23 protein-coding genes and 4 tRNA genes are annotated in these 22,131 nt (G+C 37.8%); 20 read left to right on the top strand and 7 right to left on the bottom strand.

All coding sequences use genetic code 11. The annotated features are described in order from the left end of the window. From ND812_RS02795 to ND812_RS02815, 5 genes are read left to right on the top strand one after another with little or no spacing between them, the layout of a single operon-like run. Nucleotides 1-813, top strand: a complete 813-nt coding sequence (locus tag ND812_RS02795; RefSeq protein ID WP_265374179.1) for a hypothetical protein — start codon at nt 1-3, stop codon at nt 811-813. A gap of 6 nt (nt 814-819) precedes the next feature. Then, on the top strand, nt 820-1,137 hold the full coding sequence (locus tag ND812_RS02800) for a TRL-like family protein (protein ID WP_265374180.1): 318 nt from the start codon (nt 820-822) through the stop codon (nt 1,135-1,137). Further along, a complete protein-coding gene (locus ND812_RS02805) occupies nt 1,134-1,379 on the top strand; it encodes a hypothetical protein (RefSeq protein WP_265374181.1) in 246 nt (81 codons plus the stop codon). Before ND812_RS02800 ends, ND812_RS02805 begins: the two co-directional genes overlap by 4 nt. Further along, on the top strand, nt 1,318-1,743 hold the full coding sequence (locus ND812_RS02810; RefSeq protein WP_265374182.1) for a TRL-like family protein: 426 nt from the start codon (nt 1,318-1,320) through the stop codon (nt 1,741-1,743). Before ND812_RS02805 ends, ND812_RS02810 begins: the two co-directional genes overlap by 62 nt. Nucleotides 1,744-1,764: 21 nt before the next feature. Beyond that, nucleotides 1,765-2,187, top strand: coding sequence for an Ig-like domain-containing domain (locus tag ND812_RS02815; protein WP_322113640.1), 423 nt, complete (start codon nt 1,765-1,767; stop codon nt 2,185-2,187). A 167-nt stretch (nt 2,188-2,354) separates the two neighbouring features. On the opposite strand, the gene ND812_RS02820 is transcribed toward ND812_RS02815, so the two are convergent. Continuing rightward, nucleotides 2,355-4,502: a sodium-translocating pyrophosphatase gene (locus ND812_RS02820; protein WP_265374184.1), complete on the bottom strand. Its 2,148-nt coding sequence runs from the start codon at nt 4,500-4,502 to the stop codon at nt 2,355-2,357. A 208-nt stretch (nt 4,503-4,710) separates the two neighbouring features. Between ND812_RS02820 and ND812_RS02825 the strand changes: the two genes are divergently transcribed. Continuing rightward, nucleotides 4,711-5,742 (top strand): tetratricopeptide repeat protein, encoded by a 1,032-nt coding sequence (locus ND812_RS02825; protein ID WP_265374185.1) that lies wholly within the window; start codon nt 4,711-4,713, stop codon nt 5,740-5,742. Between the two features lie 210 nt (nt 5,743-5,952). Here the strand turns inward: ND812_RS02825 and acs are convergent, their stop codons facing one another. Further along, the gene (gene acs, locus ND812_RS02830; protein WP_265374186.1) at nt 5,953-7,917 is read right to left on the bottom strand and encodes an acetate--CoA ligase; all 1,965 of its coding nucleotides are present in this window, start codon (nt 7,915-7,917) and stop codon (nt 5,953-5,955) included. A gap of 83 nt (nt 7,918-8,000) precedes the next feature. Then, nucleotides 8,001-8,552: a GTP cyclohydrolase I FolE gene (folE, locus tag ND812_RS02835; protein WP_108960381.1), complete on the bottom strand. Its 552-nt coding sequence runs from the start codon at nt 8,550-8,552 to the stop codon at nt 8,001-8,003. Between the two features lie 147 nt (nt 8,553-8,699). Here folE and ND812_RS02840 point away from each other — a divergent pair, with 147 nt between their 5' ends. From ND812_RS02840 to ND812_RS02865, 6 genes are all read left to right on the top strand, one after another. Next, nucleotides 8,700-9,797, top strand: a complete 1,098-nt coding sequence (locus ND812_RS02840; RefSeq protein WP_265374187.1) for a glycosyltransferase family 4 protein — start codon at nt 8,700-8,702, stop codon at nt 9,795-9,797. Nucleotides 9,798-9,959: 162 nt separating this feature from the next. After that, complete coding sequence (locus ND812_RS02845; RefSeq protein WP_100716258.1) at nt 9,960-10,151, top strand: (2Fe-2S)-binding protein; 192 nt, start codon at nt 9,960-9,962, stop codon at nt 10,149-10,151. Continuing rightward, a complete protein-coding gene (locus ND812_RS02850) occupies nt 10,129-10,602 on the top strand; it encodes a WbuC family cupin fold metalloprotein (RefSeq protein ID WP_265374188.1) in 474 nt (157 codons plus the stop codon). The genes ND812_RS02845 and ND812_RS02850 overlap by 23 nt, the downstream gene beginning before the upstream one ends. After that, nucleotides 10,599-11,618 (top strand): CE1 family esterase, encoded by a 1,020-nt coding sequence (locus ND812_RS02855; protein ID WP_265374189.1) that lies wholly within the window; start codon nt 10,599-10,601, stop codon nt 11,616-11,618. Before ND812_RS02850 ends, ND812_RS02855 begins: the two co-directional genes overlap by 4 nt. After that, complete coding sequence (locus tag ND812_RS02860; protein ID WP_265374190.1) at nt 11,599-12,477, top strand: alpha/beta fold hydrolase; 879 nt, start codon at nt 11,599-11,601, stop codon at nt 12,475-12,477. Before ND812_RS02855 ends, ND812_RS02860 begins: the two co-directional genes overlap by 20 nt. A gap of 43 nt (nt 12,478-12,520) precedes the next feature. Then, a complete protein-coding gene (locus ND812_RS02865; RefSeq protein WP_108960377.1) occupies nt 12,521-12,721 on the top strand; it encodes a YgaP family membrane protein in 201 nt (66 codons plus the stop codon). Between the two features lie 63 nt (nt 12,722-12,784). On the opposite strand, the gene ND812_RS02870 is transcribed toward ND812_RS02865, so the two are convergent. Continuing rightward, nucleotides 12,785-13,942, bottom strand: a complete 1,158-nt coding sequence (locus ND812_RS02870) for a class I SAM-dependent RNA methyltransferase (RefSeq protein ID WP_265374191.1) — start codon at nt 13,940-13,942, stop codon at nt 12,785-12,787. A gap of 70 nt (nt 13,943-14,012) precedes the next feature. Between ND812_RS02870 and ND812_RS02875 the strand changes: the two genes are divergently transcribed. From ND812_RS02875 to recR, 8 genes are all read left to right on the top strand, one after another. After that, nucleotides 14,013-14,096, top strand: a tRNA-Ser gene (locus ND812_RS02875). A gap of 7 nt (nt 14,097-14,103) precedes the next feature. Next, nucleotides 14,104-14,190, top strand: a tRNA-Ser gene (locus tag ND812_RS02880). A gap of 392 nt (nt 14,191-14,582) precedes the next feature. Further along, nucleotides 14,583-14,656, top strand: a tRNA-Arg gene (locus ND812_RS02885). A 22-nt stretch (nt 14,657-14,678) separates the two neighbouring features. Beyond that, entirely contained in the window at nt 14,679-15,098 is a 420-nt protein-coding gene (locus ND812_RS02890; protein ID WP_265374192.1) for a nucleoside deaminase, read from the top strand. Nucleotides 15,099-15,143: 45 nt separating this feature from the next. Further along, nucleotides 15,144-15,230: transfer RNA gene (locus tag ND812_RS02895), tRNA-Ser, on the top strand. 131 nt (nt 15,231-15,361) lie between these two features. Further along, the gene (gene dnaX / locus ND812_RS02900) at nt 15,362-16,822 is read left to right on the top strand and encodes a DNA polymerase III subunit gamma/tau (RefSeq protein ID WP_265374193.1); all 1,461 of its coding nucleotides are present in this window, start codon (nt 15,362-15,364) and stop codon (nt 16,820-16,822) included. Nucleotides 16,823-16,842: 20 nt separating this feature from the next. Then, nucleotides 16,843-17,208 (top strand): YbaB/EbfC family nucleoid-associated protein, encoded by a 366-nt coding sequence (locus ND812_RS02905; RefSeq protein ID WP_265375894.1) that lies wholly within the window; start codon nt 16,843-16,845, stop codon nt 17,206-17,208. Next, nucleotides 17,186-17,794 carry a recombination mediator RecR gene (gene recR / locus ND812_RS02910; protein ID WP_265374194.1) on the top strand — a complete coding sequence of 203 codons (609 nt, stop codon included), beginning with the start codon at nt 17,186-17,188 and terminating at the stop codon, nt 17,792-17,794. The genes ND812_RS02905 and recR overlap by 23 nt, the downstream gene beginning before the upstream one ends. Before the next feature lie 656 nt (nt 17,795-18,450). Here recR and ND812_RS02915 read toward each other — a convergent pair. Genes ND812_RS02915 through ND812_RS02925 form a run of 3 tightly spaced genes read right to left on the bottom strand, consistent with a single transcriptional unit; the run spans nt 18,451 to nt 22,123 of the window. Continuing rightward, entirely contained in the window at nt 18,451-19,995 is a 1,545-nt protein-coding gene (locus tag ND812_RS02915) for an alginate export family protein (protein WP_265374195.1), read from the bottom strand. A 7-nt stretch (nt 19,996-20,002) separates the two neighbouring features. Next, a complete protein-coding gene (locus ND812_RS02920; RefSeq protein WP_265374196.1) occupies nt 20,003-20,857 on the bottom strand; it encodes a substrate-binding periplasmic protein in 855 nt (284 codons plus the stop codon). 42 nt (nt 20,858-20,899) lie between these two features. Beyond that, on the bottom strand, nt 20,900-22,123 hold the full coding sequence (locus ND812_RS02925) for an OmpA family protein (RefSeq protein WP_265375895.1): 1,224 nt from the start codon (nt 22,121-22,123) through the stop codon (nt 20,900-20,902). Between the last annotated feature and the right edge of the window lie 8 nt (nt 22,124-22,131).

Raw genomic sequence — 22,131 nt, forward strand, 5'->3', positions numbered from 1 at the left:
ATGAAACATGTATATTTATTTCTAATTTTATTTTTCAGTTTTGTTTCGAGTGTATTCTCGCAGTTTAATAACAAAGGATTTGCGCACCCTCTTCAAATTGAACCTGTTGCAGTGTATTCGAAAGTGAGAGGAAACATAAGTTACTGGGACAAAGATTACAACCAAGTAAAAGAGATTAGCAAAAACGTTGGTGTCGAAGGGGAATATAAGTTTAGTGAATCTTTCTCTGTGATTTCCTCATTGGGAAGGACAGAATATTCACAAACGGATACGGCCAAGGAAGTTACTTGGGATAGATACAATGTTGGTCTCAAATATGGTAAGATTTTTGATGCTGGAAATTCCCAATTTTTAATTGGTGGTGGTCTCCGTATCTACGATAAAAAACGAAATTCCGTATTCAGGGAACATGAAAATCCTGAGTATTATTTGATCCGCCCCAATTTCGGACTTGGTTATAAATATGGCATTTTCCAAATCATGACCGAACTTCGTTTCCAAACAGAAACTAACAAACAAGGACGTGAATCAAAATTAGATGAATTCAAACGGTATTACCAAGTTGGTATCGCACCATCTTTCGGCATTGCAGACTCAGTTCGCATCTTCACCGAATTAGAATACCGAGAACCGATTGATAAAACTGCCGATAAAAATCTGCGTTACTTTAATTTTTTCCCAGGTATCTCCATGAATACAGAAAGTCTGGGAACTTTTAGTTTCAGCTTTATGTTTGGTATGCTACCAAAAGCAGATAATGCAATGGACCGAGGGATTCGATTTTCCTATTTTTACTTTTTTGACACTAACTAATTTTGTATGAAGAAATTCCTAAGTGTTGGATGGATTTTTTTTTTAGGAAACTGTCTTAGTATCCAAATTGGAAATCCATCTTTCACCGTTTTGCAAAACAAAGGACAATCTGGATGGTATACCCCTGGAAAAATTCCAGTTCCCGGGGATACCTACGTAGAGTCCTGTACCACCAATTATTTTGGTCTTGTGAGTGTAGGGAATGCTAGTTATGAATGGGTAACAAAAAAATCCCAGCTAAAAGAAATTCATAGTGTAGATCATATTTATAAAAATCAGTATTTCTTTTTCCAAGAACTTTGTTTGCGGGTAACAGGAATATGAAACAAAACATTGATTCACTGAAAGAGTTTTCGAAGAAATTAAAGAGTGGTTTGATTTACGAAGAAATTGAATCTAAACTAAAAGAGTTTCATTCCAAAAAGAACACAAATCCCAATAAATCACTAGAAGCTTTGTCCTCAAAAATTCGAAAAAAAGAAGAACAAATCGAAAAACTTTATGATGATATCATCCTTTTACAAAACCAACTTTCAAACCTATTGGACCAAGAATTGCAAAAATAATTTCATAATTCCCTACCGAGTTATATACAAACGATTATTAACAAATTCCGTTTCCAAACGAAGCGTTCGCGTTTTCCTTTTTATTCTGCCCTTTTTTTTCCAACAATGTGCGAGTTCAGGATTTGGTACCCAAGGATTGTTGTACGAAAACCAAAGAATTTCCATGTTGGAAACAGGAATCTCCTCTTCCAAGGAAGGCTTCGCTTGTTCGAAATCTTATTTAGGACTCGTCGCCTATGGGGACGCATCGATCGAAATGGCACAAAGGCAAGGAAACATCAAAGAAATTACGTCAATTGAATTAGAAACCTATAATTTCTTCGGGATTTACGCAAAACTATGTACGGTAACGAGAGGAAATTAGTCGAAACTAAGGATAGAGCCAATGGTCATGTGGAAAAGAATCAGATTGTTATTTCTATTTGTTTTTTCTTCCGTACATTGTTTGCCGGAACCATCTCCTTCCTTACTAGGTATTCTTGTTTTACCCCTTGTCACGCAAACTTCTGCTACCTTTACCATTGAGTCCACAACACCAGTCAATGGAGCCACAGGTGTCAGTTTGACTCCTACGATCACCATCATCATGACCCAAGCAATTGATTCCACCTCTCTCAATACGAATATTTCCTGCTCTCCCTCTTGTCCAAGCCTGACCGGTGGATCATCGAACCGTACGATCACTCTCACGCCATCAAGTGCACTTACTTCAGGGATTACTTACACAATCACCTTAAACCAAAACATCCAATCCACCTTTGGACTCACCTTAGGAACCAATACTAGTTTTAGTTTTACAACCTTATGAAATAAAAAAGCCGACGATTGTACGCCGGCTTTTCCAAAAATCCAATCACTCTTTCGGAGATTGGATGATCTAGAAATCTGTTCCTCTAATTTAGAAAGATAGAATTCCTTTGATCGTATTGGTACTTTCAAATCGAAAGTACCAATGTTCTGAAATCATTTCACCTCTTATTTAAAGAAATTTAAAATGATCCCACCTTTTGTCACAAAAAACTCAGCAAACACGAGTGAGGTGATTGCCATCAGTTTAATGAGGATGTTGATTGCAGGTCCAGATGTATCTTTAAACGGATCACCTACTGTATCACCTACAACTGCAGCTTTGTGTTTTTCAGAACCTTTTCCACCAGCAGTTTTTTCAATGTATTTTTTCGCGTTGTCCCATGCTCCACCTGAGTTAGCTGAAGAGATCGCAAGAACCACACCAGAAACAAGAGCTCCTGCAAGTAAACCTGCAAGGGACTTCACACCAAACAAATAACCCACAACAATTGGGCTAAGGAGTACAAGAAGTCCTGGAGGGATCATTTCACGTAGAGCAGCAGAAGTGGAGATATCCACACATTTTGCATACTCTGGTTTTGCTTTTCCTTCCATAAGGCCAGGGATTTCTTTGAATTGGCGACGAACTTCTTTTACCATATCAAGAGCTGCTTTTCCAACTGATTTCATTGTCATGGCAGAGAAGATAAACGGAAGCATCGCTCCAAAGAGAAGACCACCAAATACCAATGGATCAAGCAGTTCGATCGAAGTTAAATCAATCGCACCTTCTCCCATTTCCTTGGAAGCGTTTTGAGTTCTTGTGATAAACGCTGCAAATAAGGCAAGTGAAGTCAGAGCTGCAGAACCAATCGCAAAACCTTTTCCTACAGCTGCCGTAGTGTTTCCAGCCGCATCAAGGTTGTCAGTTCGATCACGAACATCTTTTCCAAGTTCTGCCATTTCAGCAATTCCGCCCGCGTTATCAGAAACAGGGCCGTAAGCATCAATGGTAAGTCCAATGGCAATTGTAGAGATCATACCAATTGCTGAAATCGCAATTCCATACATCCCAGCAAGGATATTGGAAACCACAATTACGATCACAAGTAAAATCACAGGGACTACAGTGGATTTGTAACCAAGTGCTAATCCATAAATGATGTTGGTAGCAGCACCAGTATCACAAGCGTCAGCAACTTCACGCACAGGTTTGTAAGAATGAGACGTATAAATCTCAGTGATCCAACCGATGAACATACCAGCAAACAAACCTAATGCGACTGAAGTGTACACATTCCATTTAGTGATGGTTTTGTCTCCGATTTGGAAACTATCAATCATGAACATGTCTGTTGCGAAATAAAGCGCACCTGCTACGATGAATGTTGAAATCCAAAGTTGGAGTTTGAGAGCTTTTTCTACGTTTCCACCTTCTTTCACTCGCGCAAAGAACGTTGTGATGAGGGATGCAGGAATTCCAATCGCAGAAATTAAAAGAGGATAAAGAAGAGCAGAGTTATTGTCTGCAAGAGCTGAAGCCGTTGCACCAATCACAAGAGCAGCACAAGTAGCTTCCGCAGCAGATCCAAAAAGGTCAGCACCCATACCAGCAATGTCACCTACGTTATCTCCAACGTTATCAGCAATCGTTGCAGGGTTACGAGGGTCATCTTCAGGGATTCCTTTTTCCACTTTTCCAACTAAGTCAGCACCAACGTCTGCGGCTTTTGTGTAAATACCACCACCCACACGACCAAAAAGTGCCACTGATGATCCACCAAGACCAAAACCAGCAAGAGATTCCATGAGGATGTGTTTAGCAACAGCTGGATTGGAACCTGTAAAAAGGAGGAATAAACCTATCATGCCAAGAACAGCAAGACCAATAAGCCCAAAACCCATAACGGCTCCAGAGTCAAATGCAACTCGGAACGCTTTGGAGAGAGATGTTTTTGCTGCTTGGGCAGTTCTTACGTTTCCGGCAGTCGCAATTTTCATCCCGATAAATCCAGAAAGGCAAGAAATGAGGGCTCCCGAAACAAAAGCGATCGAAGTATAAATTCCTTCATTGAATTCTGTGTTGGGATTATCTAATAAAAGATAAATGAGAACCGTCATGAAGCTGATAAAAAGCAGAATGACACGGTATTCTCTGAGAAGGAAGGCCATAGCCCCTTCTGCGATCGCGGCGGAGATTTCTTTTAATTTGGCGGTTTCTTTGTCGTTGCCACCCTCTACACCCACTTGGATACGTATTACACGTGCGGCGTAGAAAATCGCCGTGGCTATGGAGACCAGTGCCATGACGATAATGATTAACTCTACATTCATGAGATCCTCTTTGAGATTGTTTATTTGTATTTCTAAGATATTTTAGAAGATGACCGATGAGAATCCATAGATGATACTTCGGTCTAGGAGAATATGGCAATTTAGTGTTCTGGTAACAAGTCTATTTCTTGTCTTACCTTCAATTTTAGCTGAACCAAAGCCCTTAAATCCCGTAAAAGCGTTTTATGGTTACGAGGACCTACTGCGGATGGCAGAGGACAAAATTGTCCAAGAAACTCCTGCCAAAGCCTTTGATTTTCTCATCAAAGCAAAAGAACTAAACCCAGACCCCGACTACAGGTATTACAATCTATCTGCCCAGGCCCATATGAAATTAGGCCAGATTTTTGATGGAATCCATGCTTACGAAGAATCCATCAAACGAAAAAAAGACCAATTGGATTTGGTATTGTACATTGCCGATTTTTATGAAAAAGAGAAAAAACCGAGAGAAGCACTTTTTTATACAAAATTGTATTTAGAACAAAAACCAAATGCGAAGTACAGATTGTACTTAGCCGCTATCCTTTCTCGCCAATTGGGGTTAGAAGCTGATTACGAAAAGTACATCCAAACTTTGGAAAATGACAATACGTTTGTCTCAGAAAAAGATGCCCTACAAACTAGCCTTCTCAAAAACATCAAAAATAGAAAATGGAAAGTAGCTGATGATTTAAGTTTACGATACCTTGTTTACTTTCCACGAGAAGAAGGAATGTATGAAACTTTGATCTTAGCAAGGCGTGGTCGAAATTCAGACTCACTTGAACAAGCCTACATTTGGACTTCTACAATTTTTCTAAATGAAACAAGATACTTCACACGTTATGGAGTTTACCTACAAGAAAAACAAAGGTATTTGGAGTCCTTAACTTTATTTCGGCGAGGATTTTACAACCTTCTCAAATATGATCCAAATTCAGATGCCAAGGAAATTTTATTTCTCATCCGCCAAAGTTATGCGAATCTTGGAAAAGACCGTGACACCTTAGCAATTGATTCCTTAGTCAAAGATTTCCAAAACCAAAAACAGCTCACTGGATCTGATCTTGAAAACCATGTTTCGACCTATCGAAAAAATAGAGAATATTTGCTTTTTGCGATCCATTGGTTTTCTTCGCGAGATGAAACCAAGGCAAATGAATACCGTAGGAAACTAAAGGAACGTGATTTGGAATTTGAAGAATCGGAATTCCTTCGTGTGATGGGCCCGTTTGCCGCTCTACCACAAGATTTATAGAGGAATCTAATTATAGTTTTTAAAATACCAAAACAAGGAACTAGAATCTTCAATCTCTGGTTACCGACTCAGAGATACCTAACACAGAATTTACGTTTGAATATTGGAACTATGCATTTGATTCTAAAATCGCCATCAAAAGAGCTCCTCCCAAAACCAAAACAACCAAATTCGTTTTTGGAAGGAGTGAACGCTTACGAAACGATCTTTTTAACTATGATATTTCTTTTTATCATCAATTAAGGATTGTACTACAGATGGATCCGCAAGGGTACTAATATCACCTAATGTATCAAATTCATTGTTGGCAATTTTTCGTAAGATCCTACGCATGATTTTCCCGGAACGAGTTTTGGGAAGTCCTGGTGCCCAGTGGATCACGTCGGGTCTTGCAATTTTCCCAATCATTTTTTCCACCATGGCAATGAGTTCTTTTTTCAATAGGTCGTTTGTTACAACCCCTTGTTTCACAGTGACATAGGCATAAATCCCTTGGCCTTTGATATCGTGGGGAAAACCAACTACCGCAGCTTCTGCCACGGATTTGTGTTCGACAAGGGCACTTTCTACTTCTGCTGAACCAATGCGGTGACCTGAAACATTGAGCACATCGTCGACTCTTCCCGTGATACGAAAGTAACCTTCTTTGTCTCGGTTTGCTCCATCTCCCGTAAAATAATACCCTTTGAATTGGGAAAAATAAGTATCAAAGAATCGTTTCGGATCTCCATACACCTCGCGCATCATGGATGGCCAAGGTTTTGCGATGCAGAGATTACCTGAGATTTCTCCCTTGCCTTTGATCTCCACACCCTCATTGTCCACAAGGACTGGTTGGATTCCGTAAAAAGGCCAACTGGCCGAACCAGGTTTTTGTGGGATTGCTCCCGGGATTCCTGAGATCATAATGGAACCCGTTTCTGTTTGCCACCAAGTATCAACAATTGGGCATTTTGATTTCCCAATATTGGCATAATACCATTCCCAAGCTTCTGGATTGATTGGTTCTCCCACTGATCCGAGTAACCGTAGTGATGCGAGTGAACGTTTTTTGATTGGTTCAAGTCCTTCTCGCATGAGTGCACGGATGGCAGTTGGTGCCGTATAAAATACTGTAACTTTGTATTTATCAATCACATCCCAAAATCTACCCATATCTGGGTAACTGGGAACCCCTTCAAACATCAGAGACGTGGCTCCATTGGAAAGAGGTCCATATAAAATATAACTGTGGCCTGTGATCCATCCTATATCTGCCGTACACCAGTAGGTGTCAGTGTCTTTATAATCAAAGATGGTTGCAAACGTAAGATTTGCACCTAACAAATAACCAGCTGTCGTATGTAAGACACCTTTTGGTTTCCCTGTGGAACCGGAGGTGTACAATATAAAAAGTGGATCTTCAGAATCCATAGGAACAGCGGGACATTCCTTTTTCACCTCTGGGTCTTTCATGAGGTAATGGTACCAATGGTCACGGCCTTCTTTCCAATTCAGATTACCTTCGTCTCCAGTTCGTTTGACAACGATGACATCATTCACTTGGAACTTGGTTTCTGATAAGGCAACATCTACGTTTTTTTTCAGTTCAATGGGTTTGCCACCGCGGTATCCACCATCAGCAGTAATGACGAGTGTTGGTTTACAATCCTCAATACGACCAAGTAGGGCTTCTGGTGAAAATCCTCCAAACACAACAGAATGCACTGCCCCAATGCGAGTGCAAGCAAGCGTAGTAATTGCAAGTTCAGGGATCATAGGAAGGTAAATGAGGACACGATCCCCTTTTTTCACTTTGAACTTTTTTAAAACATTAGCAAAGTGATTCACCTCACGGTGTAGATCATGGTAAGTGAGAACTTTTGATTCGTCTGGATTGTCTCCTTCCCAAATCAGTGCAGCTTTGTTTTTGAGAGGTGAATCCAGGTGACGGTCCAAACAATTATAGGAAACATTTAGTTTTCCGCCGACAAACCATTCTGCTTTGGCTTTGGCAAAATCATGTTTTAAAACCTTTGTCCATTTTTTAAACCATGTTAGGCGTTTCGCTTGTTCGGCCCAAAATTTTTCTGGTTTTTCAATCGATTCTTTGTATTTGGCTTTGTATTCTTTTAAGCTAACATTTGCAAATTTGGCAAATTCTTTGGATGGTGCCACGATTCTTTCTTTCGGCATAGTGTCCCTCTAGAGGAAAAAGACTGAACTTTTTTAGAAAAAAGTCCAGCATGAATCGTAAAAAAAGAATTTAAAAAATGAACTTAGTGGGAACCGGTTCGGATCAGATCTAAAAATTCGCTTCTAGTGGTAGGATCTGTTTTAAAAACACCAAGCAAACTAGAAGTGAATAGTTCCGAGTTTTGTTTTTCGACACCTCTCATCATCATACACAAATGTTTTGCTTTGATGACAACACCAACTCCCAGTGGGTCCAAAGTTTCTTGGATGGCTTGTGCAATTTGGTCGGTAAGTCGTTCCTGAACTTGTAACCTACGGGCAAATACGTCGACAATTCTTGGAATTTTACTAATCCCAATTATTTTTTTATTTGGAATGTATGCAACATGTGCTCTTCCATAAAAAGGAAGTAAGTGGTGTTCACATAAAGAGTACATTTCGATATCACGAACAAGCACCATTCCCGTTGTACTCTCTTCAAAAATAGCCCCGTTTACCAATTGGTTGATGTCCGCTTTGTATCCGCTGGTTAAAAAGTCATACGCCTTTTTGACTCGGTTGGGCGTTTTCACAAGACCCTCTCGATTTGGGTCTTCACCAATTTGTTTCAGGATTTCTTCGATTAAGTTTTCCATCCGATTCCTTTTTGAAAGTAAGTTCTATGTGAACCTGCCCTTCAAAATTTGAATGCAGAATATTCACTACTTATTTGACTAGACTTGGCTTCTTAGGAAAAGATACATTTCCTTTTTTTGATTCGAAAGGACATAATCATCAAACAAATGCAAAAAAAAATTGGCTACGATGCAAGGATGATCGAAAATTCTGGGATAGGAATTCGCATCCAACATATATTAAAATTTTGGCCTTTAAGTGAAAAGGACGCCAAACTTTATCTATTCGGAGATCCTATCCTTCTCAAAAAATATGAAGTTCCAAAACATGCAGAAATCATAGAATACAAAACAAAAATTTATTCACCAAGGGAATTTTTAGGCCATCCCAAAATGGAGGAGATGGATGTATTGGACATACCCCATTTTAATATTCCACTCAAGTACCTTCGTAAATGTATCGTTACCATTCATGACTTAATCCCTTATCACTTTAAGGAAACCCATAGTTCTTTTGTAAAACGATTGTATCTGCAAATTGTTTTTCGTTCCATTCAGTGGTTTGCCAAAACGATAATCACGGTTTCTAATTATACAAAAGAAGATCTAATGAAAAGTTTTGGTTATAGAAGGGATCGAATTACTGTTATTTATAACGGGATTGATTTAAAAAATTTTTCAAAACGATCAGAGTCACAACTGGACGTGTTTCTTAAAAAACATAAATTACCAAAACAGTATCTCTTTACCGTTGGGATCGGCAAATCTCACAAAAATTTTCCATTCTTATTATCACAATTGGAATCGTTATGGAATGAGAAACACCTCAAACTTCCACTTGTGGTTGGTGGGATAAGTAAGGAAATTCCAAAAGAATTATTGGAATTCCAAAAACAAAATCCAAATCGAATTTATTTTCTCTCTCATCTAGCATATGACGAGTTACCACTAGCTTACCAAGGAGCAACTTTGTTTGTCTATCCTTCACTCTTTGAAGGGTTTGGTTTTCCTGTATTGGAGGCACAAGCAATGGGAACTCCTGTTTTTTCTTCCAATGCGACGGTGTTACCAGAAGTGTTAGGAAAAGGGTTTGAAGCGTTTGATCCTAAAGAACCAATTTCCTTTTCCGACCAACTTCTTTCCCTTCTCAAAGACAAAACTCGTCTTTCTGAATTGAGAAACTTCGGGAAAGAAAATGCTAAATCGTTTACTTGGACGAATGCATTAAAAACTCTCGAGGTTTTGTACAAAAAACAATTGGGATAGTTTTTTGCAGTAACTGCAAAGGCCGCATTTCATGTTCTCAATTGATACGATTCTAGATTATGTCCCGTGTCTTGGTCCTTTCTAAATGCAAAAATTTCAACTTTAAACCAGGAAAAATTCTTGTCATGTTTGTAATTGTGCAAGAGACTGATTCTCAGAACCATGATCAAGTGTCACTGTGCAGAAGTTTTCTTTGAAAGCATCTTAAATGTTGTCAAAGAAACAAATCGCCCTATACTAGAAGTTGCCCGTGAGATGGGAGCGGCAGATACTTGTACGGCTTGTGTTCCGGATATGTTAGCCTTCATCGAACGAGAATTGGAAGGCCAACTTGCAGGAAATACAAATCATTGATTCCGACTTAATCGGAAATCTCATTTCAAAAGCACAAAACGCAGAACGAAAACGAACAAATCATAACTTCCACGAACAAAAGGAAGTGTACCAAAGGTTTCTCAATGTTCTATCAAAGAATACATATATTTCACCTCACAGACATTTGTCGGACCCTAAACCAGAAACCTTTGTTGTACTCGAAGGGGAAATTGGATTTTTAATTTTTTCAGAGGATGGAAAAATCAAAGAATCCCACAAATTATCTTCAAAGGGGCCAAAACGAGGGATCGATTTACAACCTGGTGTTTGGCATAGTTTGGTCTGTTTGACAGATGTAGCTGTTTGTTTTGAAGGAAAATCTGGTCCCTACGATCCAACCGTCGATAAAGAATTCCACCCGAAGTATCCACTCGAGGGAGATTCCAAAGTCGCAGAAACAATTCAATACTTTGAGTCCCAATTTATATGATGGGATTTGTAAGACGTATCTTCCTTTACTCAAATGTATTTATGTTAGCGATTCCATTTTCTTTTTTTTGTAAATCTCTTCCAACCATTGTTCCAGTAAAGGACCATACTTTGGAATCCATAGTCTCTGATGGGATCATCCGTAATTTCCGTTATTACATACCTAAAAATAGAAATGAATCGAATTTACCTGTTGTTTTTGTTTTACATGGTGGCGGAGGAAGCGGTGAGGGAATGATTTATCTTTCACGCATGACAGAAAAAGCGGAAGAATATGGATTTATTGTCGTTTATCCCGATGGATATGGGAATCGATGGAATGATGGAAGGAAAATTCCACATTCTCTCACTGACAAAAGAAACACAAAAGATGTTCAATTTTTTCGGGATATGGTCTATTTCCTCGATAAAAAAATACCTGTGGATACAAGTCGTATCCATGCAGTAGGTATTTCCAATGGTGGATTTATGACACAACGTTTGTTATGTGAAGCAAATGATTTGTTCCGTTCGGGATATTCTGTTGCTGCCGTAACATCCAAAGGTCTAACGGAAATTTGTCCCAAACCACCAATCAAATCAATTGGTTTTATCATGGGTACCTCTGATGATGTTGTTCCTTATACAGGAGGAATTGTATCCATACCAAAAGATATGAGTCCAAAAGCGGAACGAATTCCGGCTGGTGAAGTTTTGTCATTTGTAGATTCACTTTCGTATTGGAGTTCTGCCTTTCCCTGCAAAGAAGAAATCAAAACAAAAAAACGTCATATGAATCGTTTTTGGAAACGAGACATTGAATATTCGAAACTGTCCGATTGTTCAGGTGACGATGTTGTGGAAGGTTATTTAATTCCTGGTGGAGGGCATATTTGGCCTAATGGATTTTATTACCAAAATGAAAAACAATATGGATACCTAAGTAAGGACTTGGATACGAGGGAGATTGTGTTACAATTTTTCCGAAAAACAGAATCTAAAGAAAAGTTGGTAAACAATGCATCATTCGGAAATTAGAAATTCATCCACTGTATTTACCACATTAGAAACAGGTTCTGGTGACCCTGTCTTATTTTTACATGGTTTTCCTGATAACCATAAAACATTTTCTCCCATCATGGAATCGATCGCTAAAAAAGGCTATCATTGTATAGCACCTGTGATGCGAGGATACGAACCATCTACTATTTCACATGCGAACAAACTACATGTTGTTGATTTAGTGAATGATGTTTTAGGATGGATGGATGATCGCAGATGGGATACTGTTCATCTTGTGGGACACAATTGGGGAGCAATCATTGCCTACGCTGCCGGAATGTACTATCCAAATCGTTTTCGATCCATCACAAGTTTGGGAGTCCCGTTACTCAAAACCTTTCAAGATTCTTTTTTTTGGGCGCCGTTACAAACATTCCATTCGTGGTATGTTGCTCTATTTCAAATTCCCTATTTAGCAGAATTAACCATTCGTTCGAATCAATTTGCCTTGGTTGATTTTTTATGGAAAGACTGGTCACCTGGATTCACGCCGAACCAGGACCATTTGGCCGAAATCAAATCGAATTTCCAAAATCCAGGGATCCTTTCCTCGGCTCTGGCGTATTACCGAAACTTAAATGATTTATTCACAGAATCAGGGAGAGAAAGTATCATAGGAATTTTTGATACACATATTACAGTTCCCACCCAAGTGCTTTATGGATTGAATGATGGGTGTTTTCATAAAAATTTATTTGAACACCTATTAAATGAATCTGATTTTCCACGTGGATTTCGAAAGATCGGATTTGATCATGCTGGTCATTTCCTCCATTGGGAAAAAAGAGAAGAAGTCACCAAACTGATCATAGAGTGGTTAGAAAAAAATAGATAGAAATTTTGCCAAAAAATCGTCAGATTATGTAAGGAGACTTAGTATGTTTCAAAATATGGGATTATATGACAGAGTCATTCGTGTTGTAGTAGGCCTTGTTTTAGGCGGTTTGTATTTGGGTGGTGTTGTGGAAGGAACCACTGCAATTGTATTGTTCGTAATTGGTTTAGTGATGATTGCGACTTCAGCAATTGGATTTTGTCCAGCATACCTACCTTTTAAGATTACAACCAAAGGAAAATAAACTTAGATTTTCCTTTGCATTTCTACCAAATGATAACAACTCATTGAGAACAAAATGAGTTGTTCATTTCCGTTTTCGTAATCGCACTAACACCTCATAATGATTCGTCCTCGGAAAAAAATCAAACAAACTCAAATAGTCCATTTCGTAACCAATCTCTTTCAGGGAAGTTACATCCCTTCGCAAAGTACTTGGATTACAGCTGGAATAAACAATTTCCTTTGGTTTTAACATTTCCACTGTTTCAATGATTCCTTTGGATAAACCTGCCCTCGGTGGATTCACGATCCATGTAGGATAGGTTTTAAGATCTTTGGGTATATGTTTTTGGTACAAATCCAAAACTGCATATTGATAGGTTGTGATTCCATTGGCTTTTGCATTTTGATTTGCATATTGAATGCTTTTTTCATGAGATTCGATTCCATAAAGCGATTTGATTCTATCGCGTAAGGTAATGCCAATGGTTCCACATCCACAAAACAGTTCCAAAACATTTGCATCCTTAGGTAACAAGGACTTAATTTTCTGAATCCAAGTTTCTACTAAGAATTGGTTGATTTGAAAAAAACCTTTCGCAGGTACCGTAAGTTTTGTACTCAAAAATTCAAACTTTGTTTCTTCTTTTTCGTACTGCACCACTGCGTTTTGGGACAAACGTAAGGATAGGGAATTCGCTTTGTTTTGCGTTTTTGGCAATCGGGTTTGTTTTGGCTTTTGTTTGGAAAGAATACCAAAGTCGTTTGGTTTTTCAATTAACAACCGTTTATCGACATTTTTACAAATAGAGGAAGAATTAGGAATGATCCGGTGGGTGTTTTTTGCAAAAAAACCAATTTGTCCACCTTCCATTTGCCATTGTACATTATTGCGATACCCAACACTTGGTCCCGTTGCCACCTCTACTTTTCCAATCCATTCCGGGAACATAAATTCCAATAGGGAAGTTTTCACTTTCACTTCCTCTTCGTAGGAAATGTGCCGGTAACTACACCCACCACATTCTAAATACACAGGGCAGTCAGAAGGAACCCTGAGTGGTGAGGATTCAATCACTGAATCTACAATACCAAACCATTCCTTATTGCCTTGTTTGGTAAGAGTTATGTCCACAGTTTCACCTGGGATCCCACCTTCCACAAACACTGCATGCCCATCATAGTGAGCTAGACAGTAACCACCATTCGCCCACTTTTCTAATTTTATCTGCAACTTTTCCATTCTTGTAGACCATTCATTGAATATTCATTTGACACTGCACTCGCATTTAACATAACGGATAGGTACTCTTGGAGAAGTGGCTGAGTGGTCTAAAGCAGCGGTCTTGAAAACCGTCGTGGTAATCCCACCGTGGGTTCGAATCCTACCTTCTCCGAGTCGCTGGAGACGTGCCTGAGTGGCCGAAAGGAGCGGTTTGCTAAACCGTCGTACGAGCAATCGTACCCAGGGTTCGAATCCCTGCGTCTCCGTTGTTACCGCCATGAAATTCACCCAATTCAAAGAACAAATCCAGAAAATTAAGACCTACCTTCTGACTGATGAGGCGGCAAAAATTTTTGCGGCTCTACCTTTGTATTTTTCCTGGGTTCCCATTTTTACTTGGAAACGCCAATTTCCTGAATTTGTGACCCTTTCTTTGTATTCTGCGGTTAATACTTGTTTGTTTTTATTAGGAATTGTTCTCGCACAAATCCTATCACTCCTTCCATTTGTGGGACTTTACCTCGCGACTACCTTACATCTCATTTCCGTACTACTTTATCTAGGAATTGCGGGATTTTTGATTTACTCCATCCGCTTGCAAAAAACCATAGTGATACCCGTTCTTTCGGACTGGGTAAAAATGCTCCAAGCATTCATTGCGCCCATAGCTCAACTGGATAGAGTATCTGACTACGGATCAGAAGGTTAGAGGTTCAAATCCTCTTGGGCGCGCGTGGACATCTATGAATCGTTTTTGAAACGATACACAATAGAAATCTCCAAACATAAAAACGAAATCCCTTCTTATTCGGAAATTTTAACAAAAGATGGGGAGTTTTTAACTTCCTCATTTAATTCCGTCGAACAAACATTAAATCCAACAAAACACAGCGAAATTTTAGCCATCGAAGCTGCACTTTCTCTTACCGATGGGCGTTATCTTTCAGACCATATCTTAATCACTGCTCTGGAGCCATGTTTACTCTGTGCCGGTGCTATTTTACGAGTGAAACTTCCAGAGGTAGTATACTTTGTTCCTGCAAAACCAGGAGAAGGGATTTCCTCTTACACAACAGAATCCATTTATCTCTTGAACCATTTTCCGAAATGCACTCTCATACCAAAGTCGCACATAAAATTTGAATTTCTTAGTTTTTTCAAAGAGAAAAGGTAGAATTCCTAAGACCGTTTCTTTTTATGGAAGGCAGTAGAAATCACTGGAGAGATGTCAGAGTGGTCTATTGTGCATGCTTGGAAAGCATGTGTGCCAAAAGCACCCCGGGTTCGAATCCCGGTCTCTCCGCCACTTTTTTCACCCACAACTCCCTAAATTTGCACCTCACTTAGAAATTATTTCATTGCTTCCAAGCCATGAATTTTCATACTCAAAGGGAAATCCAAAATTCAAATCTTACAAAAAGTAAAACAAAGAACTAAATGAGCGAAAACCACCAAGTACTCTTTCGAAAATACCGACCACAGTTCTTTCGGGATGTGATTTACCAAGACCTTGCTGTTGGTTCTTTACAAAACGCATTTAAATCGAAAAAAATTGGACATGCTTATATCTTCATTGGGCCAAGAGGTGTCGGAAAAACAACCATCGCAAGAATCCTTGCAAAAAGACTCAACTGTGAACGCCCAGACGGTGTTGAACCTTGTAATGAATGTACTTCTTGTTTAGAAATCACAAAAGGAAATTCAAATGATGTTTTTGAAATTGATGCAGCATCCAACAGTGGCGTTGATAATATCCGTGAATTAAGAGAAAATGTAAAATTCAATGCAATGGGGGGAAAGTACCGCGTTTACATTTTGGATGAGGTACATATGCTCAGTGGAGCTGCCTTCAATGCACTACTCAAAACACTAGAAGAACCTCCTGCTCATGTCGTTTTCATCTTAGCAACAACAGAGTATCATAAAATCCCTGAAACAATTTTATCACGTTGCCAAGACTTCCATTTTCGAAAAGTACCAGTTACCGTTTTACAATCTTACATCGAAACATTATGTACGAAGGAAGGACTCAAATACGATTCGGAAGGATTATTTTGGATCGCAAAAAAAGGTGATGGTTCTGTTCGAGATACCTTATCCTTTATGGAACAGGCGGTTATATTCACTGACGGGAATTTAACAGGAGCTAAATTAAGAAAAATGATTGGGTATCATGGAATTGATACCTTTACTGATTTTCTGAACCAACTCATCGATACCTCGCAAAGTGCTCAAATTTTCGAAACTTTGGAAAATTTATTCCAAGCAGGAATTGATCTTAGCAAATTTATTTGGGATTTTATCGAATTTTTAAATTCACTACTTCTCATCAAAGACAACTTAGCTGATCGTGAATCAATTAACATTCCCCAAGAAGATTTACAAAAACTCAAACAAAACTACCGCGAACTTGATCGTGAAATTTTAGTTTTACTTGCTGAAAGAATTTTTTCCGTATACGAAAAATTGAATTTAATGAAACTTCGAAGTTCGTATGAGATGAAAGTATATCTGGAAATTCAATTTCGAAAATTAATATTGGACAGAGAGAAACCAAGTGTTTCCGGATTATTAGCAAAAATTTCAGAATTAACAAAACTAGTGCAGGGGGACATTAGCACCCTTCCTGATGGGATTGAATCGGTTAAAAAACAAATCCAAACTCCTATTCCCAATCAGGAAAAACCGATTCCAAACCCAAGTACACAACCTATTGCAAAAATAGAATCACCAACGCCAGAAACAAAAACACAAATTCCGAATTCACCCACATTGGATAAGAATCCAAATACCAAAGAACCAAGTACAAGTGGAAATCACCCTGAGGATATGGAAAAATTATTAAAAGAAAAATTCTCTGGTATGGAAGTGGATCCAAAACAATTTAAAAATTTATAAGTCCAAAGGTTAGTATGGGAATTTTTGACCAAATGAAACAGATGCGAGAAGCATTTTCGCAACTGGGAAACATCAAAGAAAAACAAGAAGAACTTCAAAAACGACTCGCGCAGATTCGAGTCACTGCATCAGCCGGAGCTGGAATGGTGGAAGTCACTGCGTCTGCGGATGGAACTCTTACAAATTTAAATATCAATCCCATTATGTATAATGCGGATGATAAAAAAATGTTAGAAGATTTGATTTTATCAGCAACTAACGAAGTGCAACGAAAGGCAAAAGAGACCATGGCACACGAAATGAAAAATGTCTTAGGTTTTAATCCTAGTGATTTTGAGGGTGTCTTCAATCAAATCCAGAAGGATGGAGGGTTTCCTCCTGTCTGATCCACAATTCCAAAAACTAATCCAAGCATTTTCAAGCCTTCCTGGTATTGGAAAAAAAAGTGCCACTCGTATCGGATTTCATATTTTACGAATGGACCCTAGTACATTCCAATCATGGTTACATCATATTGAAGAAGCTAAAACCAAACTTCGATTTTGTGATGAATGTGGAGGGCTTACAGAGGAATCAATTTGTTCTATTTGTTTATCTGATCGAAGGGATAACGGAATTCTTTGTGTTGTGGAGCAACCAGAGGATATCTTTTTCATCGAAAACACAAAAGAATACTCTGGAAAATATCATGTTTTAAATGGAGCCATCTCTCCATTGGATGGAATTGGACCAGAACAATTGCGCATCAAACAACTCATGTCGCGATTGGATACTGGTGAGATCAAGGAAGTTCTCATTGCAACAAATCCGACTCTCGAAGGGGATGCAACTGCTTCTTACTTATCAACCGTGATCAAACCGATGGAAATCAAAATTACAAGGATTGCTCACGGGATTACAATAGGTGGAACTTTGGAATATTCTGACCAGTATACATTAGGAAAAGCAATCAAGTCTCGATTGACATTATAACTATTTTCTTTGGGTTAAATGAGTTTGCATCTATTTTGATTCTACAATTTCAAATTCTAATTTTTCCCCAAAGAAATGAAATTTTATTTTTCTTTCAATTTCGAAATAACCAGCTAACGAAATATAAATTAAAACTATATAAATGGGAATCGATACTGATTTGGGATAGTGAAATTTAAACCCCAAAATTTGGATGATGATCACTGCTAAAAAAAGCTGTGCAGTAAAAAAAACTGATAATTAATTAAGAATGGTGTTTCATAGAAATGATCAGATTTTTGCGTGATGATCTCCACTTCACTCGGGTGATTGAATATCTTTGAAAAATAAAGGTATAGAGATGTAATTTCATCATTTTTTCTAAACTCTTCACAAATAGCTTTATTCCCATCCACAAGAAACTCTTTCTCTAACTCATCTGCTAACAGATAAGCAGATGGTTCATGAATTGGGTGAATATTTTTCAATGATGAAAACAAGTATCAGGGTTTTTAGAATAAGAAATATATTGGATGATTCCTTTTACTTCGATATCTTCTAGATAACAAAGATCAATCAAAAACAATGTTTCGAAACTTAAAGTAAAAAGAGTTAGGATTCTAAGAATAGTTATATGCATTAACATAAACGATCATATAAAATATTTTTGGTTTCCTTTAAAACCTGTGCTCAAACACAATAAACGATTCTCGTAACACACGACCATATTTTGAATCTAATAAAACAAACAACGCATCACCTGCGACAAAATAACCTGAACGAAAAATAATTTGGAAATCGGATGTCACGTTGTAACGAATATTAAAATTATATTCCATACCCATATAGGTAGATGTTTGGTATCCATTCCGTTCACTGAATTCACGGTTAATTTTAATTTCGGGAGATTTTGTTGCCCATAGTTGGTAATAACCTAATGTAAATTGATATGGTCCGAATGCGATGATATTGGAATACAAACCATACTCATTCAATCCAGAAAAACTGGATCCATTGAATAAAGCATAACCTCCAGTAAAGTCAGTCGCAATGTTGGAAATGGAAAACCCTGGTGCTAGAGTTCTATAACCATTTCCTTTTAAATTTGCTTCTTCGCCATTTGCATCGTAACCAGGTCGCCCTGTAGTTCCTAAGGCGATTAGATTAAAATTTAAAGATTCATTCCAACGGTACGTGAACTGAAAATCATACATACCACCTTTCACAAAATGCCTTTGAGTAGTGTTATAGATTGTTACATCGTTTGAATCATTGATAGGTTTTAATTTTTTTACTGTTCCAGTATTCAAAATACCATGTACAATGAAGGAAAATTTCTGAAAATTAAATTCATTGTGTAAACCATACCATGCGAGTCTTGCTGTTTCATTATCTGATTTATCATTATCATCTAAAAAGTATGCATACACTTCATTTCTGATATTCCTAAAGTACTCAAATTTTAAACGATTGTAGTAAATATTTGAACTTTGATAATTTTTATCAGCAAAACCATTTTTATCTACATCTAAAAAACTTTGGTCTCTAGCACGAAGGATTCCACCTTCTAGTGATAAGCGTAGAAATTGAAAATTTTTTAGAATACTAACTCCAGTTCCAGTAGAGAATAAAACGCGTCCTTGTGCGGAACTAAACAATTGTTGTCCGACTTTGATAAACAATCCTGATTCTGGAATTCTAAAATTTAAATACAAAAAGTTAGTTTGTACGTTAACAGCAGAAGTTCGACCTCGTTCCCCACCTGAACCTGGACCCACTAATCCAGGATCAAATCCATCTGGCCCTGTTGACCTTAAGCCTTTACCCCCGAATGGAATATCTCCTACCTGCATCCCCCAAATTCCTTCCACATATTTGTTTGCAGAAAAGCTCATATTATAAAGAAAACGCGAGTCATAATAACTTACGTCTTCTTTTCGAGGTGTAATTTGACTCGGTAAACCCTTTTGTCTTCTCTCTAAATCAGTTTGAATAGTATTTTGCTCTGATTGTAATCGATCAGCATTTTCCTTATCTAAATTTGTGATTGGTGTTACCGGAGTTTTACGTTCCAGTAAAACATCTCTTCCAACATTTGTAGCTCGAACACGAAACGAACCGTTAAAATTCATAATAGTCCTTTGAGACTCTTCTTCTTGCGAATATAAGAATCCCAATGGAATTAGAAATAAAATACAAACAGTCAGTAAACGAGTGAACATTTTCAAATTACTCTTTTTTTACCCATTTGTTTGATTTAAAATATTTGTTAATCAACTGTTGGATTTTGCCAGTTCGTTTGAGTTCCTTAATGAAAAAGTTAAGGTTATAAAGAAATTCAATGTCTCTTTTTGCAATTGCCATACTAATGTGATCTTCTTGTACCACCCCTAATATTGGTAAATAATTAGCTCGCAGAGAAGAATCTTTTTGTAGTAATGCTTGGATGTAAAATGAATCAGCTACAAAAGCATTTACGTTATTTTTCTTTAATTCGTTTAAGGCTGCTTCATTTGTGAAATAAGAAAAAACTTGTGCCTTAGGAAATGCTTCCCGTAAAAATTGATGGTTGGAACTATTTGCTAAAACTGAATAGGAAATTCCTGTAATGTTCGTTAAATCATTTAAATTTCTAAATAGTTGGACCGTTACAATTTGTCCTTCCGGTTCTGGTGGAAGTGCTGTACGATTCACTAAAGCAGCAGGTGTCGAAATTAAATATGGATCTGTAAAATAAACATCTCGGAAACGATTGATAGAAGAAGAGATTCCAGCCATTGCAATTTGGCTATCTCCTTTTTCTAACATACGAGCGTGCTGGTCAAACGTACGTAAGGGAATAATCTTTAAATCAACATCTAGAAATTTTGCATATTCCTGCGCCAATTCAACATCTAGTCCAGGAAACTCATCGTTTGGATTTTCAATATAAAATGGATCGTAAAATTCATTAACGGATACCGTTAATGTTTTGGTTTTTTTTATTTTTTCCAGAGTTGGACTGGATTGTCCCAAAAGTAATGTTGGGACAAATAGAAAGGCTACCAATATTTTCCAAACATTTCGATGGTTATTAGGGAACATCCAATTAACCTTCTTTTTGGAAAGAGAAACGGCAAGGAAAAATTAAGGATTTAGTAAGACAAATTCTGTCCTTCGATTTTTTTTCGAAGATGCTTCATCTGTTCCCTGAACCATCGGTTGAGTGGGTCCCTTTCCTTCTGTCACCAATCGGTTAGGATCTACACCTTTAGAGACTAAATATTGTTTAACGGATTCAGCCCTTTCTTTAGATAAGATCATATTGTCTTCAAAAGTTCCAGTCAGGTCAGTATGTCCGATGATTTTCATTTTTTGTTCAGAATTCTCATGAAGGTAATCTACAATCGAATCCAATGGAATTGATGATTCTGGTTTTAATATGGAAGAGGCTCTTTCAAAATAGACAGAATCGAGAGAAATTTTCTTTGTTTCTTCTAATTTCTTTTGAACCAAATTTTCCTGCTTAGGAACTGATGCTGTGAAAATATCAAATGATTTTCCTTCCACTCGCCGGCAGAATAGAAAGGTTTTTTTCACCTGCTGAAACACAATATAGGCTTCATCTTCAGAAGAATTAATAGGACTTCCTAAATTCTCAACATCCTTAAATTCTTCCCCTTCGATTTTTGCCATATACAAATCAAAACCACCAAATCCACCAGGACGGTTGGATGAGAAAAAAAGAATTTTACCATCATCATTAAATGCAGCTGCAATTGTTGCATGTTGTTCATTGATAGGTGAAGGCAAAAGTTTCGGATTTGTCCACTGATTGTTTTTAAACTGACTATAATAAATTTTTGCTAAGTTTGGTTTTCCGAACGGGTAACGAGTGAATAGGAGAGTATCACCTAACAAGTGCGGATTTTCTTCAATTTCCTCAGTATTGATAGGGGCAGGTAAAGCAGTAGGAACAGACCATGTTTTTCCGTTCCAATTGGAAACATACAAATCTCTCGAAATACCGACTTTCCCATCTGCTAACATCACTTCAATGGATCCATCTCGATTGGATGAAAGAAGGATCATTTTTCCATCGCGAGTTATAAACGGACTCTGGTCATCGAAAGGAGAATTTAAAACACTGACTTCTTCAGGAAAATCCCATGTTCCATCTTTCTTTCGTTCTGATTTAAAAATTTCTGTATAACTGCGTTCAGATCGTTTCGAATAAAAATATAAAGTTTTTGCATCAGGAGTCATAGTTGGACCAAACTCTTGAAATTCTGAATTGATAGGGCCTTTGATCGGACTCACAACTAAAGTATCTTCACCTTCCTTTGTTTGGGCAAATACAGATGAAGCCATCAAAGATG

It is taken from the genome of Leptospira limi, assembly GCF_026151395.1.
GTDB classification, from domain to species: Bacteria; Spirochaetota; Leptospiria; order Leptospirales; family Leptospiraceae; genus Leptospira_A; species Leptospira_A limi.

Excerpts from the sequence above, each read along its gene's own strand:
- ND812_RS02795 (WP_265374179.1), top strand. The coding sequence starts at position 1 with ATGAAACATGTATATTTATTTCTAATTTTATTTTTCAGTTTTGTTTCG.
- ND812_RS02840 (WP_265374187.1), top strand. The coding sequence starts at position 8,700 with ATGCAAAAAAAAATTGGCTACGATGCAAGGATGATCGAAAATTCTGGG.
- ND812_RS02855 (WP_265374189.1), top strand. The coding sequence starts at position 10,599 with ATGATGGGATTTGTAAGACGTATCTTCCTTTACTCAAATGTATTTATG.
- dnaX (WP_265374193.1), top strand. The coding sequence starts at position 15,362 with ATGAGCGAAAACCACCAAGTACTCTTTCGAAAATACCGACCACAGTTC.
- ND812_RS02845 (WP_100716258.1), top strand. The coding sequence starts at position 9,960 with ATGATCAAGTGTCACTGTGCAGAAGTTTTCTTTGAAAGCATCTTAAAT.
- ND812_RS02860 (WP_265374190.1), top strand. The coding sequence starts at position 11,599 with ATGCATCATTCGGAAATTAGAAATTCATCCACTGTATTTACCACATTA.
- ND812_RS02800 (WP_265374180.1), top strand. The coding sequence starts at position 820 with ATGAAGAAATTCCTAAGTGTTGGATGGATTTTTTTTTTAGGAAACTGT.
- ND812_RS02870 (WP_265374191.1), bottom strand. The coding sequence starts at position 13,942 with ATGGAAAAGTTGCAGATAAAATTAGAAAAGTGGGCGAATGGTGGTTAC.
- acs (WP_265374186.1), bottom strand. The coding sequence starts at position 7,917 with ATGCCGAAAGAAAGAATCGTGGCACCATCCAAAGAATTTGCCAAATTT.
- ND812_RS02820 (WP_265374184.1), bottom strand. The coding sequence starts at position 4,502 with ATGAATGTAGAGTTAATCATTATCGTCATGGCACTGGTCTCCATAGCC.
- ND812_RS02915 (WP_265374195.1), bottom strand. The coding sequence starts at position 19,995 with ATGTTCACTCGTTTACTGACTGTTTGTATTTTATTTCTAATTCCATTG.
- ND812_RS02865 (WP_108960377.1), top strand. The coding sequence starts at position 12,521 with ATGTTTCAAAATATGGGATTATATGACAGAGTCATTCGTGTTGTAGTA.
- ND812_RS02815 (WP_322113640.1), top strand. The coding sequence starts at position 1,765 with ATGGTCATGTGGAAAAGAATCAGATTGTTATTTCTATTTGTTTTTTCT.
- ND812_RS02810 (WP_265374182.1), top strand. The coding sequence starts at position 1,318 with ATGATATCATCCTTTTACAAAACCAACTTTCAAACCTATTGGACCAAG.
- ND812_RS02920 (WP_265374196.1), bottom strand. The coding sequence starts at position 20,857 with ATGTTCCCTAATAACCATCGAAATGTTTGGAAAATATTGGTAGCCTTT.
- ND812_RS02825 (WP_265374185.1), top strand. The coding sequence starts at position 4,711 with ATGGCAGAGGACAAAATTGTCCAAGAAACTCCTGCCAAAGCCTTTGAT.
- ND812_RS02925 (WP_265375895.1), bottom strand. The coding sequence starts at position 22,123 with ATGGCTTCATCTGTATTTGCCCAAACAAAGGAAGGTGAAGATACTTTA.
- ND812_RS02805 (WP_265374181.1), top strand. The coding sequence starts at position 1,134 with ATGAAACAAAACATTGATTCACTGAAAGAGTTTTCGAAGAAATTAAAG.
- folE (WP_108960381.1), bottom strand. The coding sequence starts at position 8,552 with ATGGAAAACTTAATCGAAGAAATCCTGAAACAAATTGGTGAAGACCCA.
- recR (WP_265374194.1), top strand. The coding sequence starts at position 17,186 with ATGGAGGGTTTCCTCCTGTCTGATCCACAATTCCAAAAACTAATCCAA.